The organism is Actinophytocola sp. (assembly GCF_035634895.1).
Lineage (GTDB): Bacteria > Actinomycetota > Actinomycetes > Mycobacteriales > Pseudonocardiaceae > Actinophytocola.
The window spans coordinates 66810-88935 of sequence record NZ_DASQCC010000266.1 but is presented as its reverse complement, the minus strand read 5'-3'; the positions used below and the strand labels follow the sequence as shown (position 1 = coordinate 88935).

The following is a 22126-nucleotide window of genomic DNA, read 5'->3' as shown; positions in this document are numbered from 1 at the left end:
CGGCGGTTGACCGCACCTGATCGGCCCGGCTTACGTTGACTGCGTTGGTTCCCTGCACTGGCCAACGCAGTCGACGGAGAGGGCCCCGAGATGCGTGTGGGAAAACGAGCCGTGGTCGTTGTCGTGACCACCGCCCTGCTGACCGTTCTGATACCCGGTGTCGCCTTCGCGGATCCGCCGCGATCGCTGCCGGCGAGCTATGCCGCCGCCGACGGCAAGTGGCAACCCGCCTTCGACTACGACGGCGACGGTTGCTACCCGACCCCGGCCATCGGGCCCGACGGCACGATCGCGCCGGGGCTCAACAACTCCGGTGCGCTGAACGGGAACTGCCACGACCAGTCCGACCTGGACAACACGAACTCCTACTCCCGGTCGAAGTGCGACAGCGGCTGGTGCGCCTACCTGTACGACCTGTACTTCGAGAAGGACCAGGCGATTCCCGGCTGGGACTGCTGCGGCCACCGCCACGACATCGAGCACGTCGTGGTGTGGGTGCAGAACGACCAGGCGCTGTACGTCTCGGTGTCCAAGCACGGCAACTACGACACCTACCCGCGCACGTCGCTGGCCTGGGACGGCACCCACGCGCACGTCATCTACCACAAGGACGGCCTGTCCACGCACTGCTTCCGCATCGCCGGCATGACCGAGACGCCGGAGAACCACTACGGCACCTGGCAGTACCCGACCCTGGTCAGCTGGGACAACTTCCCGGCCGGTATCCGTGACAAGCTGGTCGCCGCCAACTACGGCAGCGCGAGCCTGGCCATCAAGGACTCCGCCTTCGCCGACAACCTCAACAAGGCCAAGCCGGCCGGCATCGCCTTCAACCCCTACGCATGACAGGAAGGGGGCGCCTCGCGCGCCCCCTTTCCCTACGCCGTACGGCGGCGGAACAGGACGCCGGTCGCCGCGACCGCGGCCACCAGGATCCCGCCGCACCACGCGAGCGCGACCCACGCGCTGTCACCGACCGGCGTGCCGAGCAGGAAGCCGCGCAGCGACTCGATGATCGGCGTGAACGGCTGGTGCTCGGCGAAGCCGTGGATCCACGACGGCATCGTCTCCACCGGCACGAACGCGCTGCTCGGGTACGGCAGGAACATCACGAAGAACGTGAACCCGCCCGCCGCCTCCGGCGACTTCGCCAGCAGGCCCACCGCCGCGGACGCCCACGACAGCGCCAGGATCGCGACCAGCAGCACCCCGAGGGCGCACAGCCAGTCCACGACGGAGGCGGACGGCCGGAAGCCGATCAGGAACGCGACCGCGAGCACCAGTGCCGTCGACACCAGGTTGCGTCCGGCGCTGGCGGCGACGTGCCCACCCAGCACCGCCGTGCCCCGCACGTCCAGTGACCGGAAGCGGTCCATGATCCCGTTGGTCATGTCGTTCGTGACGGCCACCGCCGTGAGCGAGGCGCCGAACGACGCGCACAGCACGATCACGCCGGGCACCACGTAGGTCACGTACGCCGTGCCGGTGTCGATGGCACCGCCGAACAGGTACACGAACAGCAGCATCAGCATGATCGGCAACGCGAGCGAGGTCATCAGGGCGTCGACGTTGCGCATGGACAACCGGACCGCCCGGCGCACCATGATCAGCAGGTCGCCGGCGGGAGACGCGGGGCGAAGAGCGAGGTCAGACACCGGCCGTCTCCTTCTTCTCCGTGGTGTGCCCGGTCAGTGCCAGGAACACGTCGTCGAGGGTCGCGGAGTGCACGGCGAACCGGTCGATCGCCCGCCGCGCCGGGTCGAGCTCGTCCAGCACGGCACGGACATGTCCCGCGGTGCCGTCGGTGGCGACGGACAGCGTGAGCTGGCTCGGGTCCGCCAGGAGCGCCCGCTCGCCGAGCCGCCGTGCGGCGAGGTCGAACGCGGCGTGATCGGCGAGCGTCAGGTCGAGGCGGTGCTCGGACACCTTCTGCTTGAGCTGCTCGGGCGTGCCCTCCGCGACGACCCGCCCGTCGTCGACGACCGCGATCCGGTCGGCGAGCCGGTCCGCCTCCTCCAGGTACTGCGTGGTGAGGAAGATCGTCACGCCGGACCGGGTCAGCTCCGTGATCACCGTCCACATCTCGGTGCGGCTGCGCGGGTCGAGGCCGGTCGTCGGCTCGTCGAGGAACATCACCGCGGGCGGGACGATCAGGCTCGCCGCCAGGTCCAGCCTGCGGCGCATGCCGCCGGAGTACGTGCCGACCCGGCGGTCGCCGGCCTCGACCAGGTCGAACCGGTCGAGCAGCTCGTCGGCGCGCGCGGCGGCCCGGCGCTTGGACAGCCGGCACAGGCGGGCCATCATCCGCAGGTTCTCGCGCCCGGTCTGCAGCTCGTCGAGCGCGGTGTCCTGGCCGGTCAGGCTGATGCCGCGGCGCACCAACCCGCGCTCGGCGACGATGTCGTGCCCGGCGACCCGCGCGGTGCCGCCGTCGGGCGGGGTCAGGGTGGTCAGGATGCGTACCGTGGTGGTCTTGCCGGCGCCGTTCGGGCCGAGCAGCGAGAACACGCTGCCCCTCGGCACGCGGAGGTCCACTCCGGACAGCACCCGGACCTCTCCGTAGGACTTCGTGAGGCCGGTAGCCTCGATTGCTGGTTCCACTGAGTCCCCCTACGTGACTCCAGGAGCTTCTGCGTACGGGATAAACTGTATTGCGTAGGACATAAGCAGTAAATCAGGGACATCCCTGATTGAAAGGTCAGGGTGATGACGGAGGACACGGGCCTGCCGGCCAGCATCGAGATGGTGTGGGGGATCCGTGAGCGGCCGACCAAGGGGCCGAAGCGGGGGCTGTCTCTCGAGCAGATCGTCGATGCGGGTGTCCGGGTCGCGACCGCGGACGGGATCGGCGGGGTCTCGATGAGCCGCGTCGCCGGCGAGCTGGGCACCTCGGCGATGTCGCTGTACCGGTACGTCGCGTCGAAGGACGAGCTGCTCTGGCTGATGATCGACCGCGCGTTCGGCCAGGTGGAGGCCACCGAGCCGACGGAGGGCACGTGGCGGGAGCGGATGGAGCGGTGGGCGAGGATCGAGCTGACCGCCCTGCGCCGGTTCCCGTGGATCCTGCGCGTCCCGATCAGCGGCGCGCCGATCATGCCGTCCCAGCTGCGGTTCATGGAGTGGGGCCTGAGCGCGCTCAGCGGGACCAGGCTGGCGGCGGACGAGAAGATGTCCGTGCTCCTGCTGGTCACGAGCTACACCCGGAGCTTCGCGGGACTGTCCGGCGACATCGCGGCGGCGGTCGACGCGGGCAACCCGCTCGCGCAGACGGCCACCGGCTACGGCGCGTTGATCAAGAAGCTGACCTCGGCGGCGGAGTTCCCCGAGCTGCACGCGGTCGTCGACGCGGGCGCCTTCGCGGACGAGGACGACCCGGCCGACGCGCTCGACCACGACTACCGCTTCGGGCTGGACCGCATCTTCGACGGCGTGGCGGCACTCATCCAGCAGCGTTGACGGGCCGCTCCTTCTCCGTGATGACCGTTTTGTCTTTCTCACCTTGTTCATAGGGACACTAGCCTCGGTCACATGCCCTCCAGAACCGCGCAGGCCAGCGTTCTCACGCTGGTGGCGGGCATCGTGCTGATGCTCGTGCTGCACGTGATCCCGCCGACGAGCGAGATCAGCCCCGTTCGGCGCACGCTCAGCCAGTACGCGCTGACCTCGAACAAGTGGCTGTTCGACGTCGCGGTGCTGCTGATCGCGCTGGGGTCCGTGCTCTGCTTCGCCGCGGTGGTGCGGCACCGGGGCGTCGCGCCGTGGCACGGCGCGGTCGTGCTCGGGGCACTGTGGGTGGCGAGCCTGCTGGCGATCGTCGCGTTCACCAAGACGAACTGGGCGCTCGGGCCGAGCGTCGGCGGGCTGATCCACCGGTACGCCAGCGTGGTCGGCTTCGTGTCCCTGCCCCTCGCGGTGATCATGGTGGCGCGCCGGGTGTTCCCGGACGGGCCGGGCTGGCGGCTGGCGGCGCGTGGCCTCAGCGTGGTGGCGCTCGCGTGGTTCGGCGCGATCCTCGTCGGGGTGGCACGGATGGCCGCCGGCTATGGGCCGTGGTGGGAGTTCATCCCGTTGGGACTGGTGGAACGGGTGATGGCGCTGAGTGCGGTAGCGGCGATGCTGACGCTGTCGCTCGGGCTCGCCAGGAAAACACGCGACGAGGCGATGGGGCGGGAACTAGCCTCGGCGGCGTGATGTCGCTCAGCCAGTTCCTCGCGTTCGCGCTGCTCTCGACGGCCCTCATCGCGGTGCCGGGCCCCAGCGTGCTGTTCACGATCGGCCGGGCCCTGTCGGTCGGCCGACGCGAGGCGCTGCTGACCGTCGCCGGCAACGCGATCGGCATCTACCTGCAGGCCATCGCCGTGGCGGTGGGCGTCGGCGTGGTCGTCGAGCGGTCCATCGTGGTGTTCACGGTGATCAAGTTCGCGGGCGCCGCGTACCTGGTCTACCTGGGCGTGCAGGCGGTTCGCCACCGCCGCAAGGTGACCGAGGCGCTGGCGTCCGGCATCCCGACGGTGCTCCCGTCGCGCCGGGTGCTGCGGGACGGCTTCGTCGTCGGGGCGACCAACCCGAAGAACATCGTGTTCTTCGTGGTGGCGCTGCCGCAGTTCACCAACCCGGCCGCCGGCCACGTGCCGCTGCAGATGCTGCTGTTGGGCGCGGTGTTCCTGGTGATCGCACTCATGCTGGACAGCGTGTGGGCAATACTGGCGTCGACGGCCCGCGCGTGGTTCGCCCGCTCGCCGCGCCGCCTGGAGCTGGTCGGCGGCACGGGCGGCCTGATGATGATCGGCCTGGGCGCCACGATCGCGGTGACCGGCCGCAAGGACTAGCCGCTTCTGTGGGCGATCGTCGGGCCACCCGCTCCGGCCGGCCTCGGCACGCCGCCGCCGGCGTGCCACGCAACCCGCCAATACCAGGGCCGTCGCCGTCACGATGAGGGCGACCCGCGCATTCCCCTTGACGGGGAGACGCGATGATGCCCGTTGCGGTTCCCGGCGCGCCGTGGGTGCGTCCGGCGAACGCATGTTCTAATATCGCGGCGTTCACCCGACGAAGGAGCGTGAAGGTGTCCCCTGTAACCGAGGGCAAGCCGGCCGAGCAGCCGGAAGAGTCGGCTGTTCCCGCCGAGGCCGCGCCCGCCGAAGCCGCGCCGGCCGAGACTCCGGCGCCCGCCAAGCGCGGTCGCAAGCCGGGGAGTACGGCACGGAAGACCCGCACGGTCGAGCTGACCCTGACGGTGACGGGCACGTTGGACGGGGAGTGGCAGGCCGAGCTGTCGCACTCCGGCAGCCGGGTCGTCCAGGGACTGCAGATTCCGGCCGCTGCCGTGTCTCGTGCGGCCGCTGAGCTGCACGAGGACATCTCGAAGGCCATCGAGTCGGTACTCGATGTCGCCCGGCAGCAGCATCAGGAGCGGCTTGCCGAGTTGGAGGCCGAGTTGTCCAAGGTCAAGCAGGCGTTGGCGGATTTGCAGGAGGGCTGAGGTTCGTTTGCCTGCGGCTTGGCGGGCGGGCCGGGCCGGGCGGGGGTGGGGGAGGCTGGGTTTGGTAGTGGGTTGATTGTGTGGGGCCGGTTTGGGCCGAGTGGGGTCTGGGCCGGCCTGGCAATCGGGGCTTTGTGCAGGCCGGTTGGACCGGGGGTGGCGTCAGTGCTTGGGTGGCGGGCTGATTGTTTGGGCCGGTTTGGGCCGTGTGGGTTTTGGCCGGCCTGGTAATCGGGTTGGCCGGCGGCCTTAGCCCAGCTTTGCCGCGCGGTCCAGGATTGTTGGGAGTGCTCTGGCCAGGGTCGCGCCGGTGGCCAGGATCACGAACAGCACGAAGAGCACCGCGAACGTTCTCGGTTGGGGGACTCGGACCAGGTCGAGCAGTCCGCCCGGGTTGGTCACCAGGTCCCAGGAGTTGAAGCGGAACACCCGGCCGAGGACGATGCCGACCGCGGAAAGTGCATGCAGCGAGAGGTCCACGCTCAGGACGGTGCGTCGTGACGCTCCGTGGTCAGACAGCCAGCGTTCCAGTCGGACGAGTGACAGCACGTAGGCGGCGAAGCCCGTCGCGAACAGGCACAGGTACTGGCCCACGAGGGCCGCGGCCAGCCAGTGGTTGCCGTGGGTCAGGGAGAGTTCCTGCGGTAAGTGCAGCACGTCAGTCAGCACGTACGGGGCGTTGGGCAGGAACACGACGAACACCGCGCCGCCCATAACCAGTACCCAACGGGGGCGTTCGCGGCGGCCGAACAGGACCCTCGCGAGCGCGAGCGGTAACAGGGCCAGGAACAGGTTCCAGCCCATCCAGCCGATGTTGTTCACCAGCGCGGACATAACATCACGGTACCCGCGTTCGAACTCCAGGAGGCCGAAAAGCATGAGCGTCCCGCCGGCATACCAGGCAGCGCAGGACCGCTACGACATCTCGATGCCCTACCGCAGGACCGGCGACAGCGGTCTTCGGCTGCCCGCGGTCTCGCTCGGGCTGTGGCAGAACTTCGGCACCGAGGTCCCGCTGGAGCAGTGCCGCGGCATCCTGCGGCGGGCGTTCGACCGTGGTGTCACCCACTTCGACCTCGCCAACAACTACGGGCCGCCCTACGGCTCGGCCGAGGCCAACTTCGGCACGCTCTTCGCGCAGGACTTCCGCCCCTACCGGGACGAGCTGATCATCTCCACCAAGGCCGGCTACGACATGTGGCCGGGCCCCTACGGCCAGGGCGGCGGCTCCCGTAAGTACGTACTGGCCAGCCTCGACCAGAGCCTGTCCCGGATGGGGCTGGACTACGTCGACATCTTCTACTCCCACCGCTTCGACGCGGAGACGCCGCTCGAGGAGACCATGAGCGCGCTCGCCGCCGCGGTGACGCAGGGCAAGGCGCTGTACGTCGGCATCTCCTCCTACTCGCCGACCAAGACCCGCGAGGCACACGCGCTGCTCGCCGGCATGGGTGTGCGGCTGCTGATCCACCAGCCGTCGTACTCGATGCTGAACCGGTGGATCGAGCCGGACCTGATCGACACGCTCGGTGAGCTGGGCGTCGGCTGCATCGGGTTCTCGCCGCTCGCGCAGGGCATGCTGACCGCCCGCTACCTCGACGGCATCCCGGCCGACTCGCGTGCCGCCCGGGAGGGCTCGCTGTCCACGTCGATGCTGTCCGACGAGAACCTCGGCCGCATCCGGGCGCTGAACGACATCGCCGCGGCGCGTGGGCAGACGCTGGCGCAGCTGGCGCTGTCCTGGACCCTGCGCGACAGCCGCATGACGTCGACGCTGATCGGCGCGTCGAGCGTGCGGCAGCTCGACGACAACCTCGGCGCGGTGGAGAAGCTGGAGTTCACCGACTCCGAGCTGGCCGAGATCGACAAGCACGCGGTCGAGAGCGGCATCAACCTGTGGGCCCGTTCGAGCGCCGAATGATCTCCGCTGAACGGAGCCTGCGGAGTGAGCGTCGTCACCGACGGGGCTTGCCTTGATGAGCAGTGAACGGAGCTTGCGAAGTGAGCATCGTCGTCGTCGGTAGCTGCAACGTCGACTTCATCGTGCCGGTGGCGGGTCTGCCGGCGCCGGGGGAGACGGTGCTCGGCCGTGACCACCTGCGGGCGCCGGGTGGCAAGGGTGCCAACCAGGCGGTCGCCGCCGCCCGGCTGGGGTCGCCGGTGACGTTCGTCGGCTGCGTCGGCGACGACGAGCTGGCCGCCACGATCCGCGGCGCCCTCGTCGAGTCCGGGGTGGACCTCACCTGGCTGCACGAGGTGCCGGACACGCCGAGCGGCATCGCGTTGATCACGGTTGCCGACGGCGGCGAGAACACGATCGCGGTGAGCCCGGGCGCCAACGCGCGCCTGGGTCCGGCGCAGCTCGACGCCGGGCTGCTGTCGTCGGCCGCCGTGTTGCTGGCTCAGCTGGAGGTGCCGCTCGACGCCGTGAGCGCGGCCGTCGAGGCGGCCGGTGGGACGGTGCTCCTGAATCCGGCGCCGGCCCGTTCGCTGCCGGCGGAGCTGCTCGCGCGCGTGGACGTCCTGATCCCGAACCGCTCGGAGCTGGGCGTGCTGGCCGACGCACCGGAACCGACGACGATCGACGAGGCCGCGGCCATGGCGAAGTCGCTGACCGGCCCGTCGGCCGTCGTGGTGACCCTGGGTGCCGACGGGGCGCTGGTGGTGGCCGACGAGGTCGAACATGTGCCTGCCGTCCCGGTGGACGCCGTCGACGCGACGGGCGCGGGCGACGCGTTCTGCGGCGCGCTGGCCGACGCGCTGGCCCGCGGCTCGTCGCTGCTGGCGGCGACGAGGTGGGCGGTGCGGGTGGCGGCCGTCTCGACGACACAGCGGGGCGCGCAGACCGGCATGCCCCGCCGCGAGGACGTCACCTCTTGACGAGCCTGGCGAGCCGGTCCCGCCACCACTGAACGCGGGCGGGGTCCTTCTGCGCGAAGCGATCGAGCAGCGCCGGGTCGGGCGTGGGCGTGACGGGCGCGACGGGCAGGTGCCCGTCGACCGGGGTCAGGCCTCGCGCCGCCCCGACGACGTCCCCGTCGAGCAGCGACAGGGTGCCGAGCCCGCAGGCGAAGTCCAGCTCGGGCAACGCCCCGGCGAGGGCCAACCCGGCGCTCAGCCCGACGGACGTCTCGAGCGCGGAGGACACGACGACGGGCAGCCCACAGGCCTCGGCGACCCGCACGGCCCGTCGCACCCCGCCGAGCGGCGTGCACTTGATCACCGCGATGTCCGCCGCCTCGGCGACGGCGACCTTCATGGGGTCCTCGGCCCGGCGGATCGACTCGTCGGCCGCGATCCTGGTGCTGACCTTGCGCCGCACCTCGGCGAGCTCGTCGATGGTGGCGCAGGGCTGCTCGACGTACTCGAGGCCGCCGGCCGCGCGGTCGAGCAGCGGGATGGTGATGACGGCGGTGTCGACGTCCCATAGCCCGTTGGCATCGACCCGAACCTGTCCGTCCGGCAGGGCGTCCCGCACGGCCTCGAGCCGCGCGATGTCCTCGCCGAGCGACTCGGGATGGTCCGCGACCTTGACCTTGACGGTGCCGCAGCCGGACCTGGCGACGATCTCGTGCGCCTGCTCGGGCCCCACGGCGGGCACGGTCGCGTTGACCGGGATCCGTCCGCGCACCGCGTCGGGCCAGCCGACGGTGCAGGCCTCGATGGCGGTGGTCAGCCAGAAGGCGGCCTCGCGGTCGTCGTACTCGGGGAAGGCGCAGAAGTCCCCCCAGCCGGCGGGCCCCTCGATGAGCATGCCTTCGCGGACGTCGATCCCCCGGAACCGCGTGGTCATGGGGATCGCGTAGACGTGGGCGAGCTCGAAGTCGATCATCGTCTTCATGAGAGCTCCGACGCTACCCGCTCGACGATGGCGTCTACGGGCAGCCCGAGATCGACGACGATCCCACGCTCGTCAGCTTCGAGCGGCTCGAGCGCGTCGAACTGCGACTGGACGAGCGACTCGGGCATGAAGTGCCCCGGCCGGTCGGCGACCCGATGCCGGACCGTGTCGATGTCCCCGTCGAGGTGGAGAAAGGTCAGCTCGGGCGCGGCGGTGCGCAGGATGTCCCGGTAGGCCCGCTTGAGCGCCGAACAGGTGACGACCGCGCCGGGGTCGCCGTGCTCGGCCAGCCAGGCGCCGATGGACCGCAACCAGGGCAGCCGGTCGTCGTCGGTGAGCGGTGTGCCGGCCCGCATCTTGGCCACGTTCTCCGGACTGTGGAAGTCGTCCGCGTCGGCGAACGGCACGCCGAGCCGGTCGGCCAGCCGGCTGCCCACAGTGGACTTCCCGGCCCCGGTAACCCCCATCACCACAACAAGTGCCATGCGCCCATGCTGTCATTCCGCGAGCACGAGAGCACGCCGGTCCTCGACGATGATCACCGGTCACTCGTCCAGCGTGCCGCTGGCGGTCCAGCGAGCGCCGAGACCCGGTCCCTGCTTCTTCGGCGGCGGCGGGACAGGAGTCCTCGGTTCCGGTGGCGGCCAAAGCGGAAGATGGGAGTGCTTCGCGCGCTCGGCGGCCTCGTGTCGCGTGACCTCCTGTTCCGCGGCGTCGGCCGCCGACAGGCTCACGAGGTCGTCAACTGACTTGGCCGCTGCCGTCGCGTAGTTCCTGCCCAGACTGACGGCCGCCGCGTGGCGGACCGTGTCGCCGAGGGGTTTCGCCAGTTTCGCGAGGTTGTCGAGTAGTTGGACCACTCTGCCGTCCAGTACCTCGGCCAGCCTGCCGTCTATCTTCTTGAGGTCTGTGGCCAGGGCGCCGAGCTTGTCCGCGAGTTTCTTGGCCACCTGCCCCGAATAGACGCAGGTGTCGGTCAGCAGTGCCGCGAGCGAGCCGCCTCCGGTGTAGGGCGCGGCGGCCAGGGCTATCACGCCCTTCTTGAACACCCAGTAGGCGAACTCGGTCAGGGCGTCACGCATGATCCCGCGACAGGTGGCGACGAGCATGCCGGCCTCGTTCATGGCGTGTCCGAGGCCAAGACACTGGAGGCTCAACGCCTTCAGCTGGTCGCCGCGCGGCCCGACCTGCTGCTCGAACGCCACCGCCGACGGGCTCCGCCCCGACCGGTAGGTGTGCACATCGATGCCGAACGACCTGATCTGCTCGGCCGCGATGCCGTCGAGGCCCTGTGCGGCCTGGTAGAACGTCTCGGCGGCGTTCTGCACGGCCCCCGGATCGCCGACCGTCAGGTCGAGGAACGCGTCGAGAACCGTGAGATGTTCGATGATCCAGCCGATGGCGGTGGCGCCGAGCGCCTTGACCGGGTTCTCGACGAACCCCAGCAGGTCGATCCCGGCCGACACGCCGTTGGCGACACCGGACGCCACGTCGCCGCTCTGGATCGACTTGACGGTCTGTGCGATGCCGTCCAGGATGCCGGCACCCGTGAGGTTCTGGTCCCAGTTCTGCCCACTGCCGAAGTTGGTGAAATCCGATGGCTCGGTCATCGCGGTTCCCCGTCCGTGAACCGCTCCGTCTGGGTCCGCTCGGTGTGCTCGACCTCACCCGCGTTGGTCGTCGCGGTGGCGGCGTCATCCGCCAGGGTGGCGGCCGTGGTCCGGAGGTTCGACACGAGCTTGCGCTGGTTCTCGTTCGTGCTGTCGAGGAAGAAAAGGCTGAACACGCCGAGCATGCCGGGGCTCACGTGCACCCCCGCCACCGCGTCCGCCGCCGACGTGGTGTTCTCGGCGCGGTCGTGGGCGAGCCTGCCGAACTTCTTCAGCTCGTCGACGTCCACCTTCGTGCCGTCGAAGGTCATGGTGTCCCCCTCAGCGCAGCAGTGAGCCACCCTCGTCCGGGCGGCGGGTCCTGGGGTCCTGCGGGACGCGGCCCTGCCGTTTGCGCAGCACGTTGCCGTCGAACTCCTCGCCGTCCAACTCCTCGTCGCGGGACCGCTTCGGTTCCTCCGGCGCGGGCATGAACTGGGTGATGAAGTCCATCGTCTCCGGGTCGCCGAACTGCTCGGCCAACGAGGCCGCCACCCGGTTCGAGACCTCGCCCTGCGCCGCCCGCACCGTCTTCATCACCAGCGGGCCCAGGGCCTCGGGCTTGTGGGCCGCCGCCTTCGCGGTGAACGAGATGTCCTGCAGCGCACCGGTCGGCGACAGGGTCACCGTCACGGCGCCGTCCGGGGACGTGACCGTCGCGCTCGCCGCCGCCAGGTCGTCCCGCAGTCGCGTTGCCCTGGTCTCCAGCTCCGCCGCCTGCTGCCGCAGCTCGCGCAGCATGCTTTCCGGGTCCTGGAACGGGTTTGCCATGGTTACGAGGCTAGCGCACCAGGTCACGCCTGGTGCGCGGTTCGACATGGGAAAGGGGGCCGGGCGCGACGCCCGGCCCCCTTTCTCGGAGTGATCAGTTACCCGACGAGTACAGCTGGGTCACCTCCGTGTCCGACAGTGCCCGGTCGTACACGTGCACCTGGTCGATGGCGCCGCGCCAGAAGTCGACCTGGTTGCCGCCGTACTTCGCACGGCCGATCACCGTGTGGCCCGTCGCCGACGAGCCGAGGCACGCCGACGTCTGACCGACCAGCGCACCGTCGACGTACAGCTTCAGCGTCCCGGCCGCCGCGTCGCGGACGCCCACGAGGTGGTACCACTGGCCGGGCGTCGGCGGTGCCGGCGCCAGCGCCCGCGCGCCGACGAAGCTGAACGCGAACCGGTCGTCCTGGTCCGAGTACTGCAGGAAGTACCCGCTGTTGGCGTCACCGTCCTGGCTCACCGCGGTCTGGAAGCCGTTCAGGTCGTCGATGCGGACCCAGGCCGCCACCGAGTAGTTCTGCACCGCCGTGTCGACGAGCGACGCCCCGGTGTCCACATAGGAATTGTTGAACTGCAGGGCGTTTCCGTTGACGCCGGTCGTCCACGCCGGGTTGTTCACCAGCGTGCCGTCGTGCGAGCCGGCCTCGTCGGACGTGACGGTGCCGGTGCCCTCGCTGAACGGGTAGTACGCGATCCCGTCCGGGCCCGGTGTGCCGGGCGGCGGTTGCGGAGCGCCGGCGCCTGAGCCGTCCGCGCCGCGGATGATCTGCTGGTTCACGTCACGGACCTGCCCGAAGTCCATCTTCTGGACCTGCCGGTCGTAGGTGAAGAAGCCGTTGACCTCGTGCTCCACGTCCGTGATCTGCGTGTAGATCGCGCCGGAGATCCCGCACCGCTGCGCCGATGTCAGCACGTCACGCTGGTTCTCGACGTACCGCCTGGTCAGTGTGGTCGAGTCCGGCTCCATCTCGTACGCGTGCCCGTCGCCGAACCACATGTGGTCCGCCACCTCGAGGCCGAAACCACCGTGCTCGCCGTCCGTCGACACCCGGGAACCCTCCGGTGACACCGTCGCGGGGCCCGTGTACGCGTGGTGGTCGATGATGTCGCCGCGGCCCGAGTCGCCGTGCGACGCACAGCAGTTCACGCCGCTGTGCGCGTTGACCAACCGGCTCGGGTCCTGCGCCTTGACGTCGTCGGCGATGCGACCGGTGTCCTCGCGGGACCACTCGCCCCAGCCCTCGTTGAACGGCACCCACACCACGATCGACGTCCAGCTCTTGTGCTGGTCCACGATCCGGTGCAGCTGACGCTCGAACTCCGCGCGTGCGTCCGGCGGCGGCACCTCGTTCGACGTCTTCATCGCCGGCATGTCCTGCCACACCAGCAGACCGAGCTTGTCCGCGTGGTAGTACCACCGGTCGGGCTCCACCTTGATGTGCTTGCGGACCGCGTTGAAGCCGAGGACCTTGTGCTGTTCCAGGTCGAACCGCAGCGCGGCGTCGGTCGGCGCCGTGTGGATGCCGTCCGGCCAGAAGCCCTGGTCCAGGGTCGCCATGTTGAACAGGATCCTGCCGTTCAACGTGATGCGGAGCTTGCCGTCGGCGCCGGGGGCGGTGCCGATCTCCCGCATGCCGAAGTACGACCCGACCTCGTCGACCTTCTTCTTGCGGTCCAGCAGGGTCACCTTGAGGTCGTACAGGAACGGCGAGTCCGGCGACCACAGCTTCGCGTGCGGCACCTTCAGCGCGAGCTCCTCGTTCGCCGGCCCGCGAACGCGGCCGACCACCCGGCCCTTGTCGTACGCGACGGCCTCGACCGTGCCTTCGATGGACGACCGTGCGGTCAGCCGCAACGTGCTGTCGGAGAGCCGAGGCGTCATCTCCAGCTTCGTGACATGCCTTGCCTGCACCGGTTCCAGCCACACCGTCTGCCAGATGCCCGAGCTGGACGTGTAGAAGATGCCGCGGTCGGGGACCTGCCGCTGTTTGCCGACGGGCTGCCACGTCTTGTCGGTCAGGTCCTCGACGCCGACGATGATCTCCTGCTGCCCGCGCGGCTTCAGCGCCGAGGTGATGTCCGCCGAGAACGAGTCGTAGCCGCCGCGGTGCGTGGTGACGAGCTTTCCGTTGACCCACACCCGGGTGTCGTAGTCGACGGCGCCGAAGTTGAGGACCAGCCGGTCCTTGCGCCACTTCGACGGCACCTCGAACGTGCGCCGGTACCACATGCGCTCCTCGACGCGCATGATCCCGGACAGCGCCGACTCGACGGGGTACGGCACCAGGATCCGCTCCGGCAGCGACTGGCCGACGGGTGGCGCCTCACCGGCCGTCGCGCCGGCGAACTGCCAGACTCCGTTGAGGTTCTTCCATTCCGGCCGGGTCAGCTGCGGGCGCGGGTACTCGGGCAACGCGTTGTTGGGCCCGACCAGGTGGGTCCACGGCGTGCTGATCGGTGGTGTCTTGGCGTGCCACACCGGCTCTGCCGCGGCCGGCAGCGCGGGCGCCAGCCCGGCCACCACCAGGGCCGCGACGGCCAGAGTTCTTCGGAACATCGACCAACCTCCTATCGAGACGCTCGGCTGAGATATGCCTGCACGGCGACGACGACGGCGAGGAACGCGCCACTCACCACCGTCTGGTAGTTGGCGTTGAGGGTGCCGACCTGGTTGATCACGTTCTGGATCACCCGGAGGAGCAGGACGCCGGCGAGCGTGCCGCCGACCGTGCCGGCGCCGCCGGTCAGCAGCGTGCCGCCGATGACGACCGCCGCGATCGCGTCCAGTTCGAGACCCTCACCGACGATCGTGACGCCCGAGGCCGAGTAGGCGGCGGCCAGCGCGCCGGCGAGGCCCGCGGTCAGGCCGCTGATGAGGTAGACCAGCATCGTGTTCCGGACGACGGGCAGGCCCATGAGCGTCGCCGCCTCGCGGCTGCCGCCGACCGCCAGGATCGAGTGGCCGAAACCCGTGCGCTGCAACACGACGACGCCGACCGCGAACAGCACCAGCGTGATCCAGACGGGGATCCCGAGGCCCAGGAACGTGCCCTGGCCGAGCTTCGTGAGCAGCGCGTCGCGGGACATCAGGCGGGTGGTCGAGCCCTCGTCGGTGGTCGCCAGCACCAACCCGCGCGCGCCGAGGAGCGTGGCGAGGGTGACGATGAACGGCGCCATCCGGCCGTAGGCGACGAGGGCGCCGTTGAGCAGGCCGATCAGACCGCAACCCACGAGTGGCAGCAGCAGCCCGACCACGCTGCCCCACTGGATTCCGTACGCGGTGAGGACGCCACCCAGCGCGAACACCGAGCCGACGGACAGGTCGATGCCGCCGGAGATGATCACGAACGTCATGCCCAGCGCGACGATCGCGAGGAAGCTGCTCTGTATCGCGATGTTCTGCACGTTCCCGACGGTCGCGAACCGGTCGAACGAGAACGACGCGATGATCACCAGCAACGCCAGCACGACGACGGAGCCCCGCCGCTGTGCCAGGCCCGCCAACCGCTCGCGCCCGGTCGTGCGGTTCGTGGCGACGGAGGTCGCCTCGGTCTCGGTCACCGCGGTCATGCCGCCGCCTTCGATCGCTGCAGGTACACGGCGACCACGATGATCGCCGCCTGGACGATCTGGGCCGTCGAGTCGGGCAGGTTGTGCTTGATGAGCGTCGCCGTGATCAGCTGCATCAGCAGCGCGCCCGCGACCGTGCCCAGCACCCGGACCTTCCCGCCCGACAGCGGGGTCCCGCCGACCACGACCGCCGTGATCGCCGCCAGCTCGTACAGCGTCCCCACCGACGACGGGTCCGACGCCGTCAGCCGCGCGGTCGCCACGACGCCGGCGATCGCGGCGAGCACGCCGGAGATCACGTAGGTGGTCATCAGGACCCGCCGCACCGGCAGGCCCGCCAGCCCGCTCGCCGACCGGTTGCCGCCGACCGCGACCAACTGCCGGCCGAAGGTCGTGTACCGGACCAGCAGGAACACCAGCACCGTCAACAGGATGGCGATCAGCACGACGTACGGCACGCCCAGCGCTTTGCCGGCGCCCAGCTCCAGCAGCGAGTCGTTGCGGATGTCCTTCAGCTGCCCGTCCGCGAACACCAGCGCGAGCCCGCGCCCGCCGACCAGCAACGCGAGGGTCGCCACGATCGGCTGGATCCCGACGACCGCGACCAGCGTCCCGTTCACCAGTCCGCACAGCGCGCCGGCGACCAGCGCCAGCCCGATCGCCGGCAGGAGCCCGTAACCCAGGTACAGCGGGAGGATCGCCGCCGCGATGGCCATGACCGAGCCGACGGACAGGTCGACACCCTCGGTGCCGATCACGAGTGCCATGCCCAGCGCCACGATCAGGATCGGCGCGACCTGCACCAGCTGGGTGTTCAGGTTCGCGACGGTCGCGAAGTTGACGGTGAACAACAGGTTGTAGACCACGAGCACGACGATCGCGGCGTAGACCCCGTTGTCGCGCAACCACACCCGCGGCCGCGCCGCGAGCGCGGTCATGCTGTGCTGACTGGTCGCTCCGCTCACTCGCGGCCGCCTCCTTCCGTCGGCGCGGGCTCGACGCTCGTCCCTCGCTCCCGAGCCCGCTCCTCAGTCAGTCCGGCAGCGGCTCGTTCGCTCCGCTCCTCCTCCGCGAGCGCGTCCAGCAACGCCGCCTCGTTCACGTTCGTGCCACGCAACGTCGTGACCACCCGCCCCTCCCGCAGCACCACGATCGCGTCCGAACCCTCGACCACCTCGTCGAACTCCGACGAGATCAGCACCACGCCGAGCCCCTCGTCGGCCAGCTCGTCGACCAGCGCCTGCACCTCGGCCTTCGCGCCGACGTCGATGCCGCGGGTCGGCTCGTCCAGCAACAGCACCTTCGGCTGCGTGCAGAGAAGACGGGCCAGCAGTACTTTCTGCTGGTTGCCGCCCGAGAGGTCGCCGACACGCTGGTCCGGGCTGGATGCCTTGATCCGCAACCGCTTCATGAACGTGTCGACGATCGCGTCCTGCCGCTTCCGGGACACGAGACCGGTGCGGGACAGCCGGGGGAGCGCGGCCAGCACGATGTTCTCCCGCACCGAGAGGTCCGGCAGGATGCCGTCGGCCTTGCGGTCCTCCGGAAGCATCACCACCCCGGCCCGCATGGCGACCGCGACCGACCCCGTGCGCATCCGCTTGCCGTCGACGAAGACCTCGCCGCCGTCCAGTGGGAGCGCGCCGGCGATCGCCATGGCCGTCTCGCTGCGGCCCGCGCCGAGCAGGCCGCCCAGTCCGACGATCTCGCCGGGCCGGACGGTCACCGCCACGTCGTCGAGCCGGTGCTTGCTGGTCAGGCCGGTCGCGGTGAGCACCGGGTGATCGGTCGCGGTGTGCTCGCCCTCGAACTTGGTGGCGCCCTCGCGGCGGACCTCCTCCAGGTCCCGGCCGAGCATGGTCGCGACCAGCCTCAGCCGGGGCAGGTCGGCCATCGGTCCACTGTGGACGACGCGGCCGTCGCGCAGCACCGTGACCCGGTCGCAGATCCGGTACAGCTCGTCGAGCCGGTGGCTCACGTACAGCACGGCCACGCCGTCGGCCCTGAGCCGCTCGATGATGCCGAACAGCGTGTCCACCTCGCGTGGCTCCAGTGAGGACGTCGGCTCGTCGAGGATGACGACCCGGGCCTCGGTCGCGGCGGCCCGCGCCACCGCGACCATCTGCTGCACACCCATCCCGAGTGTCCTCAGTGGACGCGTGACGTCGACGTGGACGCCGTAGGAGGACAGCAGCTCGCGGGCCCGGGTGTTCATCGCGCGGAAGTCGACGAGCCCGAACCGCCGTGGCTCCCGGCCGAGGAACAGGTTGCTCGCCACCGACCGCAGCGGCACCAGGTTGACCTCCTGGTACACGGTCGCGATGCCCGCCCGCTGTGCGGCCATGGGCGAGCCGAAGGTGGCCGGCTCGCCCCGGTACCGCAGTGTGCCGTCGTCCGGCTGGTAGACCCCGGTCAGCACCTTGATCAGGGTCGACTTCCCGGCGCCGTTCTCACCGACCAGCGCGTGCACCTCGCCGGCGTGGAGCGACAGGTCTGCCTCGGACAGCGCGACGACCCCGGGGAACCGCTTGCCGACGGCCGTCGCGACCAGAATCGGCTCCATTAGTAGGCGTTCGAGACCTCGGCGGACGCGTTGTCCTTGCCGTACAGCTTGTCGGAGATGACGACGTTCTGCGACACCGTCTCGCCGTTCAGGAACTTCTTCAGCGTCTCGAACGCGAGCGGGCCGAAGCGCGGGTTGGACTCGACGACCGCGGCCATCTCGCCGTCCACGACCTTCTGCACGGCGTTGCGGGTGCCGTCGATCGACACGACCTGGATGTCGGTGCCCGGGGCCTTGCCGGCGCTCTTCAACGCGACCAGCGCGCCGAGGGCCATCTCGTCGTTCTCCGCGTACACGCCGGTGATGTCGGGCTGGGCCTGGATGATCTGCTCCATCACCTGCTGGCCCTTCTCGCGGGTGAACTCACCCGTCTGCTGCGCGACGATCTCCACGTCCGGCGCGGTCTTCTTCATCTCGTCGACGAAGCCCTTGGTCCGGTCGGTGGTGACGTTGTTGCCGGACGAGCCCAGCAGGATGGCGACCTTGCCCTTGTTGTTCAGGGCCTTCGCCATCTCGTCCGCGGCACGCTTGCCCTGCTCGACGAAGTTCGAACCGAGGAAGGACACGTAGTCCTTGCAGGGCTCGGAGTTCACCTTGCGGTCGACGGTCAGCACCGGGATGTTCTTGGCACGTGCGGCGGCCAGCGCCGGCTCCAGCCCGTCGGAGTTGAGCGGTGCCACGATCAGGGCCTGCGCACCCTGGTTGATCATGTCCTGGATGTCGGAGATCTGCTTGTTGAGCTGGGAGTTCGCGTTCGTCGTCAGCAGCTGCTTGACGCCGACCTTCGCCGCCTCGTCCTTGATCGACTGGGTTTCCGCGATCCGGAACGGGTTGGCCTCCTTCTCCGACTGGGAGAACCCGACGACCGCGTTCTTCAGGTCGACCTTCTCGCCGCCGTACTGCTTGAGATCGCAGGTGGGACTGCTGGAGTCCTCCTGTGCGACCTGCTGACCGCCACTGCTCGCGGTGGAACCGCCGCCGGAGTCCTCGGACTTCGTGCAGCCGGCGAGCGTGAGCGCGACCGCCGCAACGGCGATGCCAGCCAGTTGAACAGGGCGAAGCAAACGTGATGCCGTCATTGGCACTCCCGCCGATCAGGGAGGTCGCGCCCTCGCTGGCGACCTCACCGATCAGATTCAGTCACAAACGAAACTTCTCTGTCAAGACTCAACAGATTCGTTCAATCGCTGAACAAAAGCTCACTAGGCCGTCGCCTCCACGGCGGCGACATGAACCGTGATACCAAGATCGCGCAACGCGGTCAGCTCGGCCGGGTCGGAGGCGTCGTCGGTGACCACGTGCTGGATGTCCTCCGGTGCGACCGTCTGGAGCAACGCCTCGGCGCCGATCTTCGTGTGGTCCGCCAGCACGACCACCTCGCGCGCCGCGCCCGCGAGCGCGCGATCCACGCCCGCGACCGTCAGGTTCGGGGTGGACAGTCCGCGGGCCGACGTCAGCCCGTTGCCGGAGATGAACGACCGGGTGCCCTGTACAGAGGAAAGGGCTTGCTCCGTGGTGCCGCCGACGGTGGCGTGAATGGAGCCACGCAGCGTCCCGCCGGTCATCACCACGTCGACCCCGCGCGCACCGGCCAGTCCGGACGCGACGAGCAGCGAGTTGGTCACCACCGTCAGTTCGTTGTGCCTGGTCAACCTCGCGGCAAACGCTTGCGTGGTTGTCCCGGCGCCGACCACGATCGCGTCGCCGTCGCTGACCAGGGACGCGGCCAGCGCGGCGATCGCGGCCTTCGCGTCGGACGCGACATGGGTCTTCTCGGAGTACGTCGGCTCGTGCGAAAGGCCGCCGGGCAGTGCGGCGCCGCCGTGGTGGCGGTCGAGCAAACCCTGTGCCGCCAAGGCACGCAGGTCCCGGCGAACGGTGACTTCCGACGTCTGCACCTGCCTGGCAAGCTCTCGAAGGGAGATGGCACCACTCGACCGGACCAGCTCGAGGATTCGTTGACGACGCTCAGCGGCGAACACGCGAACGACCATAACCGCCGTTCGTCCCCTCCCGGCCGAACGCGACGAATGCCCGGAAGGTCCGCCGGGGCATCGGGGGGCTCGAAGGGTCCGCCGGCGCAGGGCGTCCGTCCGGGCCTTGCATCGGGGCGGAGCCCGTCGGTAGGGTCAGGAAAGCGCTTTCCGGAAAGCGCTTTCCTGACCACGTCTAACCCACAGGGAAGTGGGCGGATATGTCGAAGACAAGACGGTGGCTGGTAGCGATCGCCGGTGCGGTGATGGCTGCCGGCCTTGCTGTGCCGGCAACCGCCGCGGCACAGGCCGACGAACCTCTCCAGGACCCGTTGCCGGACCCGGTGCCGTCGAGCCTCGGGCTCACGGTCCAGGAGTTCGCGCAGTTCCCCAAGTCCGAGCCGACGCCGGCGCCGACGGACCCGCGCCTGATGCGGTGGGCGCGGATCAACCACCTCGGCGAGGTGCCGGACGGCTCCGGCCGGCTGTACGTGCCGGACCTGAACGGCGACATCTACCTGCTCGACCACGGCGTCCAGCACGTCTTCCTCGACGTCAAGGCGCAGTTCCCGGACTTCTTCTCCGGCCGGGGCCTCGGCACCGGCTCCGGGTTCGTCGCCTTCCACCCGGACTTCCGGCGCAACGGCAGGTTCTACACCGTGCACAGCGAGAACGGCGCCGCGCTGAGCAAGCCCACGACCTTCCCGGTCGAGACCGACCCGCCGTTCCTGCACTCGATCATCACCGAGTGGACGGCGGCGGACCCGGCGGCGGACACGTTCTCCGGAACCCACCGCGAGATCATGCGGCTCGGTGAGCACGGGCAGATCCACGCGATCCAGCAGATCGACTTCAACCCGTACGCCCGCAGGGGCGGCCGCGACTACGGCGTGCTCTACATCGCCTCCGGCGACGGCGGCAAGGGCGCGATCTCGACGGTGCCGCAGGAGCTGACCAACCCGTTCGGCAAGGTCCTGCGGATCGACCCGCTGGGCTCGGGCGGGACCGGTGACCAGTACGGCATCCCGCCGGACAACCCGTACGCGGGCCAGGCCGGGGTCGTGCAGGAGATCTACGCACGCGGCTTCCGCGACCCGCACCGGTTCAGCTGGGACCCGGCCACCGGCCGGCTGTACCTCGGCCACATCGGCGAGCACCGCATCGAGGCGGTCGACGAGGTCAGGGCCGGCGACAACTTCGGCTGGAGCGAGCGCGAGGGACCGTTCGTGTACAAGCGCGGCGACCCGCAGTGCGGTGTTTACCCGCTGCCGGCCGACGACGCGCAGTTCGGCTACACCTACCCGGTGGCCGCGTTCGACCACAACCCGCCGCCGGGCTCGAACCTGTGCTCGGACTCCGGGCACGCGATCGACGGCGGTTTCGTCTACCGCGGCAGCATTCCCGAGCTGCGCGGCAAGTACCTGTTCACCGACCTGGTCGACGGCCGGATCTTCTTCACCAACGCCAACGAGATGCGCCGCGGCGGCCCGCTCGCGCAGATCCACCAGGCGCAGGTGTACGCGGGCGGTGTCCGTACCACGTTCCAGGAGCTGGTGGGCGACAAGCGCGTCGACCTGCGGTTCGGCCAGGACGGCAAGGGTGAGCTGTACCTGATCGCCAAGGCCAACGGCAAGATCTGGAAGGTGACCGGCACGCAGCGGTTCGCCGGCTGCTCGACCGGCCACACGAGGGTGGCCCCGCACGGCGCGAGCTCGTGGGCGCCGGTGACCCCGGCGAAGTGGGAGTTCCACGGCAGCGAGGCCGTGCTGGCCGAGGCCGGGGCGGACCGGGGCGCTCCGCGCCGGCCGTTCGAGTACGCCGTCGTCTCGAAGGGGCCGGAGTTCGCGGACGTCCGCGTGGACGCGAAGGTGCGGCTCGACACGCCGGTCGACATCGTCAACCGCGACGTGATCATCGTGTTCGGCTACCGGTCCGACACGCAGTTCTACTACGCGCATCTCTCCACGGACAACACGATCTACCCGCACAACGGGATCTTCGTGGTGAACAACGCGGACCGGCTGCGGATCGAGCACCAGTGGGACCCGGTGCAGTCCCACGGCGCGCCACCGGCGATCACGGACCTGAAGTGGCACAACGTGAGCGTCACGCGATGCGCGTCCAGCGGCGAGATCGCGGTCCGGGTCGACGGCAGGCTGGTCATGACCGCGGTCGACCACACCTTCACCTCCGGGCGCGTCGGGTTCGGTTCGTTCGACAACATCGGGCGGACCAGGGACTTCCGCGTCACCGGCAAAGCCGTGCGGTCGTGAC

The 22126-nt window shown here is 69.8% G+C and carries 22 protein-coding genes; 8 read left to right on the top strand and 14 right to left on the bottom strand.

Translation table 11 applies throughout. The features are described from left to right. The first annotated feature begins 90 nt into the window (after positions 1-90). Positions 91-846 (top strand): NPP1 family protein, encoded by a 756-nt coding sequence (locus VET29_RS41270; RefSeq protein ID WP_324932022.1) that lies wholly within the window; start codon positions 91-93, stop codon positions 844-846. Between the two features lie 32 nt (positions 847-878). On the opposite strand, the gene VET29_RS41265 is transcribed toward VET29_RS41270, so the two are convergent. Continuing rightward, entirely contained in the window at positions 879-1655 is a 777-nt protein-coding gene (locus VET29_RS41265; RefSeq protein WP_324932019.1) for an ABC transporter permease, read from the bottom strand. Then, complete coding sequence (locus tag VET29_RS41260; RefSeq protein ID WP_324932016.1) at positions 1648-2601, bottom strand: ATP-binding cassette domain-containing protein; 954 nt, start codon at positions 2599-2601, stop codon at positions 1648-1650. The genes VET29_RS41265 and VET29_RS41260 overlap by 8 nt, the downstream gene beginning before the upstream one ends. 105 nt (positions 2602-2706) lie before the next feature. On the opposite strand from VET29_RS41260, the gene VET29_RS41255 reads away from it, so the two are divergent. From VET29_RS41255 to VET29_RS41240, 4 genes are all read left to right on the top strand, one after another. Next, entirely contained in the window at positions 2707-3456 is a 750-nt protein-coding gene (locus VET29_RS41255) for a TetR/AcrR family transcriptional regulator (protein ID WP_324932013.1), read from the top strand. Positions 3457-3528: 72 nt separating this feature from the next. After that, positions 3529-4191 (top strand): DUF998 domain-containing protein, encoded by a 663-nt coding sequence (locus VET29_RS41250; protein WP_324932010.1) that lies wholly within the window; start codon positions 3529-3531, stop codon positions 4189-4191. After that, positions 4188-4829 carry a LysE family translocator gene (locus tag VET29_RS41245; protein ID WP_324932007.1) on the top strand — a complete coding sequence of 214 codons (642 nt, stop codon included), beginning with the start codon at positions 4188-4190 and terminating at the stop codon, positions 4827-4829. Before VET29_RS41250 ends, VET29_RS41245 begins: the two co-directional genes overlap by 4 nt. Before the next feature lie 236 nt (positions 4830-5065). Beyond that, positions 5066-5482, top strand: a complete 417-nt coding sequence (locus VET29_RS41240; RefSeq protein ID WP_324932005.1) for a DUF6319 family protein — start codon at positions 5066-5068, stop codon at positions 5480-5482. Positions 5483-5731: 249 nt separating this feature from the next. Here the strand turns inward: VET29_RS41240 and VET29_RS41235 are convergent, their stop codons facing one another. Continuing rightward, entirely contained in the window at positions 5732-6316 is a 585-nt protein-coding gene (locus VET29_RS41235; protein WP_324932003.1) for a DUF1361 domain-containing protein, read from the bottom strand. Between the two features lie 43 nt (positions 6317-6359). On the opposite strand from VET29_RS41235, the gene mgrA reads away from it, so the two are divergent. Together mgrA and VET29_RS41225 are read left to right on the top strand one after the other, a co-directional pair. Beyond that, positions 6360-7403 carry an L-glyceraldehyde 3-phosphate reductase gene (gene mgrA / locus VET29_RS41230; RefSeq protein ID WP_324932000.1) on the top strand — a complete coding sequence of 348 codons (1044 nt, stop codon included), beginning with the start codon at positions 6360-6362 and terminating at the stop codon, positions 7401-7403. 80 nt (positions 7404-7483) lie between these two features. After that, positions 7484-8362 carry a ribokinase gene (locus VET29_RS41225; RefSeq protein WP_324931997.1) on the top strand — a complete coding sequence of 293 codons (879 nt, stop codon included), beginning with the start codon at positions 7484-7486 and terminating at the stop codon, positions 8360-8362. Here the strand turns inward: VET29_RS41225 and VET29_RS41220 are convergent. The 11 genes from VET29_RS41220 to VET29_RS41170 form a co-directional block, all read right to left on the bottom strand. Beyond that, positions 8352-9323, bottom strand: coding sequence for an o-succinylbenzoate synthase (locus VET29_RS41220; RefSeq protein ID WP_324931994.1), 972 nt, complete (start codon positions 9321-9323; stop codon positions 8352-8354). The genes VET29_RS41225 and VET29_RS41220 overlap by 11 nt on opposite strands. Beyond that, a complete protein-coding gene (locus tag VET29_RS41215; RefSeq protein WP_324931991.1) occupies positions 9320-9808 on the bottom strand; it encodes a gluconokinase in 489 nt (162 codons plus the stop codon). The genes VET29_RS41220 and VET29_RS41215 overlap by 4 nt, the downstream gene beginning before the upstream one ends. Before the next feature lie 60 nt (positions 9809-9868). Further along, positions 9869-10933: a hypothetical protein gene (locus VET29_RS41210; protein ID WP_324931988.1), complete on the bottom strand. Its 1065-nt coding sequence runs from the start codon at positions 10931-10933 to the stop codon at positions 9869-9871. Next, positions 10930-11244 carry a hypothetical protein gene (locus VET29_RS41205; protein WP_324931985.1) on the bottom strand — a complete coding sequence of 105 codons (315 nt, stop codon included), beginning with the start codon at positions 11242-11244 and terminating at the stop codon, positions 10930-10932. The genes VET29_RS41210 and VET29_RS41205 overlap by 4 nt, the downstream gene beginning before the upstream one ends. Positions 11245-11254: 10 nt before the next feature. Next, complete coding sequence (locus VET29_RS41200) at positions 11255-11743, bottom strand: YbaB/EbfC family nucleoid-associated protein (RefSeq protein WP_324931982.1); 489 nt, start codon at positions 11741-11743, stop codon at positions 11255-11257. 94 nt (positions 11744-11837) lie between these two features. Beyond that, positions 11838-14303: a LamG-like jellyroll fold domain-containing protein gene (locus VET29_RS41195; RefSeq protein ID WP_324931979.1), complete on the bottom strand. Its 2466-nt coding sequence runs from the start codon at positions 14301-14303 to the stop codon at positions 11838-11840. Positions 14304-14314: 11 nt separating this feature from the next. Then, positions 14315-15316 carry an ABC transporter permease gene (locus VET29_RS41190; protein ID WP_324931976.1) on the bottom strand — a complete coding sequence of 334 codons (1002 nt, stop codon included), beginning with the start codon at positions 15314-15316 and terminating at the stop codon, positions 14315-14317. Continuing rightward, the gene (locus tag VET29_RS41185) at positions 15313-16254 is read right to left on the bottom strand and encodes an ABC transporter permease (RefSeq protein ID WP_324932109.1); all 942 of its coding nucleotides are present in this window, start codon (positions 16252-16254) and stop codon (positions 15313-15315) included. The genes VET29_RS41190 and VET29_RS41185 overlap by 4 nt, the downstream gene beginning before the upstream one ends. 23 nt (positions 16255-16277) lie before the next feature. Next, the gene (locus VET29_RS41180) at positions 16278-17879 is read right to left on the bottom strand and encodes a sugar ABC transporter ATP-binding protein (protein ID WP_324931973.1); all 1602 of its coding nucleotides are present in this window, start codon (positions 17877-17879) and stop codon (positions 16278-16280) included. Beyond that, positions 17879-18958: an ABC transporter substrate-binding protein gene (locus VET29_RS41175; RefSeq protein WP_324931970.1), complete on the bottom strand. Its 1080-nt coding sequence runs from the start codon at positions 18956-18958 to the stop codon at positions 17879-17881. The genes VET29_RS41180 and VET29_RS41175 overlap by 1 nt, the downstream gene beginning before the upstream one ends. A 123-nt stretch (positions 18959-19081) precedes the next feature. After that, on the bottom strand, positions 19082-19861 hold the full coding sequence (locus tag VET29_RS41170) for a DeoR/GlpR family DNA-binding transcription regulator (RefSeq protein ID WP_324931967.1): 780 nt from the start codon (positions 19859-19861) through the stop codon (positions 19082-19084). 212 nt (positions 19862-20073) lie between these two features. Here VET29_RS41170 and VET29_RS41165 point away from each other — a divergent pair, with 212 nt between their 5' ends. Further along, the gene (locus VET29_RS41165; protein WP_324931964.1) at positions 20074-22125 is read left to right on the top strand and encodes a PQQ-dependent sugar dehydrogenase; all 2052 of its coding nucleotides are present in this window, start codon (positions 20074-20076) and stop codon (positions 22123-22125) included. Position 22126: the final 1 nt, after the last annotated feature.

What these genes read in the sequence shown, in the direction of transcription:
- VET29_RS41270 (WP_324932022.1), top strand. Translation starts at nt 91, where the DNA reads ATGCGTGTGGGAAAACGAGCCGTGGTCGTTGTCGTGACCACCGCCCTG.
- VET29_RS41255 (WP_324932013.1), top strand. Translation starts at nt 2,707, where the DNA reads ATGACGGAGGACACGGGCCTGCCGGCCAGCATCGAGATGGTGTGGGGG.
- VET29_RS41250 (WP_324932010.1), top strand. Translation starts at nt 3,529, where the DNA reads ATGCCCTCCAGAACCGCGCAGGCCAGCGTTCTCACGCTGGTGGCGGGC.
- VET29_RS41235 (WP_324932003.1), bottom strand. Translation starts at nt 6,316, where the DNA reads ATGTCCGCGCTGGTGAACAACATCGGCTGGATGGGCTGGAACCTGTTC.
- mgrA (WP_324932000.1), top strand. Translation starts at nt 6,360, where the DNA reads ATGAGCGTCCCGCCGGCATACCAGGCAGCGCAGGACCGCTACGACATC.
- VET29_RS41220 (WP_324931994.1), bottom strand. Translation starts at nt 9,323, where the DNA reads ATGAAGACGATGATCGACTTCGAGCTCGCCCACGTCTACGCGATCCCC.
- VET29_RS41215 (WP_324931991.1), bottom strand. Translation starts at nt 9,808, where the DNA reads ATGGCACTTGTTGTGGTGATGGGGGTTACCGGGGCCGGGAAGTCCACT.
- VET29_RS41210 (WP_324931988.1), bottom strand. Translation starts at nt 10,933, where the DNA reads ATGACCGAGCCATCGGATTTCACCAACTTCGGCAGTGGGCAGAACTGG.
- VET29_RS41205 (WP_324931985.1), bottom strand. Translation starts at nt 11,244, where the DNA reads ATGACCTTCGACGGCACGAAGGTGGACGTCGACGAGCTGAAGAAGTTC.
- VET29_RS41200 (WP_324931982.1), bottom strand. Translation starts at nt 11,743, where the DNA reads ATGGCAAACCCGTTCCAGGACCCGGAAAGCATGCTGCGCGAGCTGCGG.
- VET29_RS41195 (WP_324931979.1), bottom strand. Translation starts at nt 14,303, where the DNA reads ATGTTCCGAAGAACTCTGGCCGTCGCGGCCCTGGTGGTGGCCGGGCTG.
- VET29_RS41190 (WP_324931976.1), bottom strand. Translation starts at nt 15,316, where the DNA reads ATGACCGCGGTGACCGAGACCGAGGCGACCTCCGTCGCCACGAACCGC.
- VET29_RS41185 (WP_324932109.1), bottom strand. Translation starts at nt 16,254, where the DNA reads ATGACCGCGCTCGCGGCGCGGCCGCGGGTGTGGTTGCGCGACAACGGG.
- VET29_RS41180 (WP_324931973.1), bottom strand. Translation starts at nt 17,879, where the DNA reads ATGGAGCCGATTCTGGTCGCGACGGCCGTCGGCAAGCGGTTCCCCGGG.
- VET29_RS41175 (WP_324931970.1), bottom strand. Translation starts at nt 18,958, where the DNA reads ATGACGGCATCACGTTTGCTTCGCCCTGTTCAACTGGCTGGCATCGCC.
- VET29_RS41165 (WP_324931964.1), top strand. Translation starts at nt 20,074, where the DNA reads ATGTCGAAGACAAGACGGTGGCTGGTAGCGATCGCCGGTGCGGTGATG.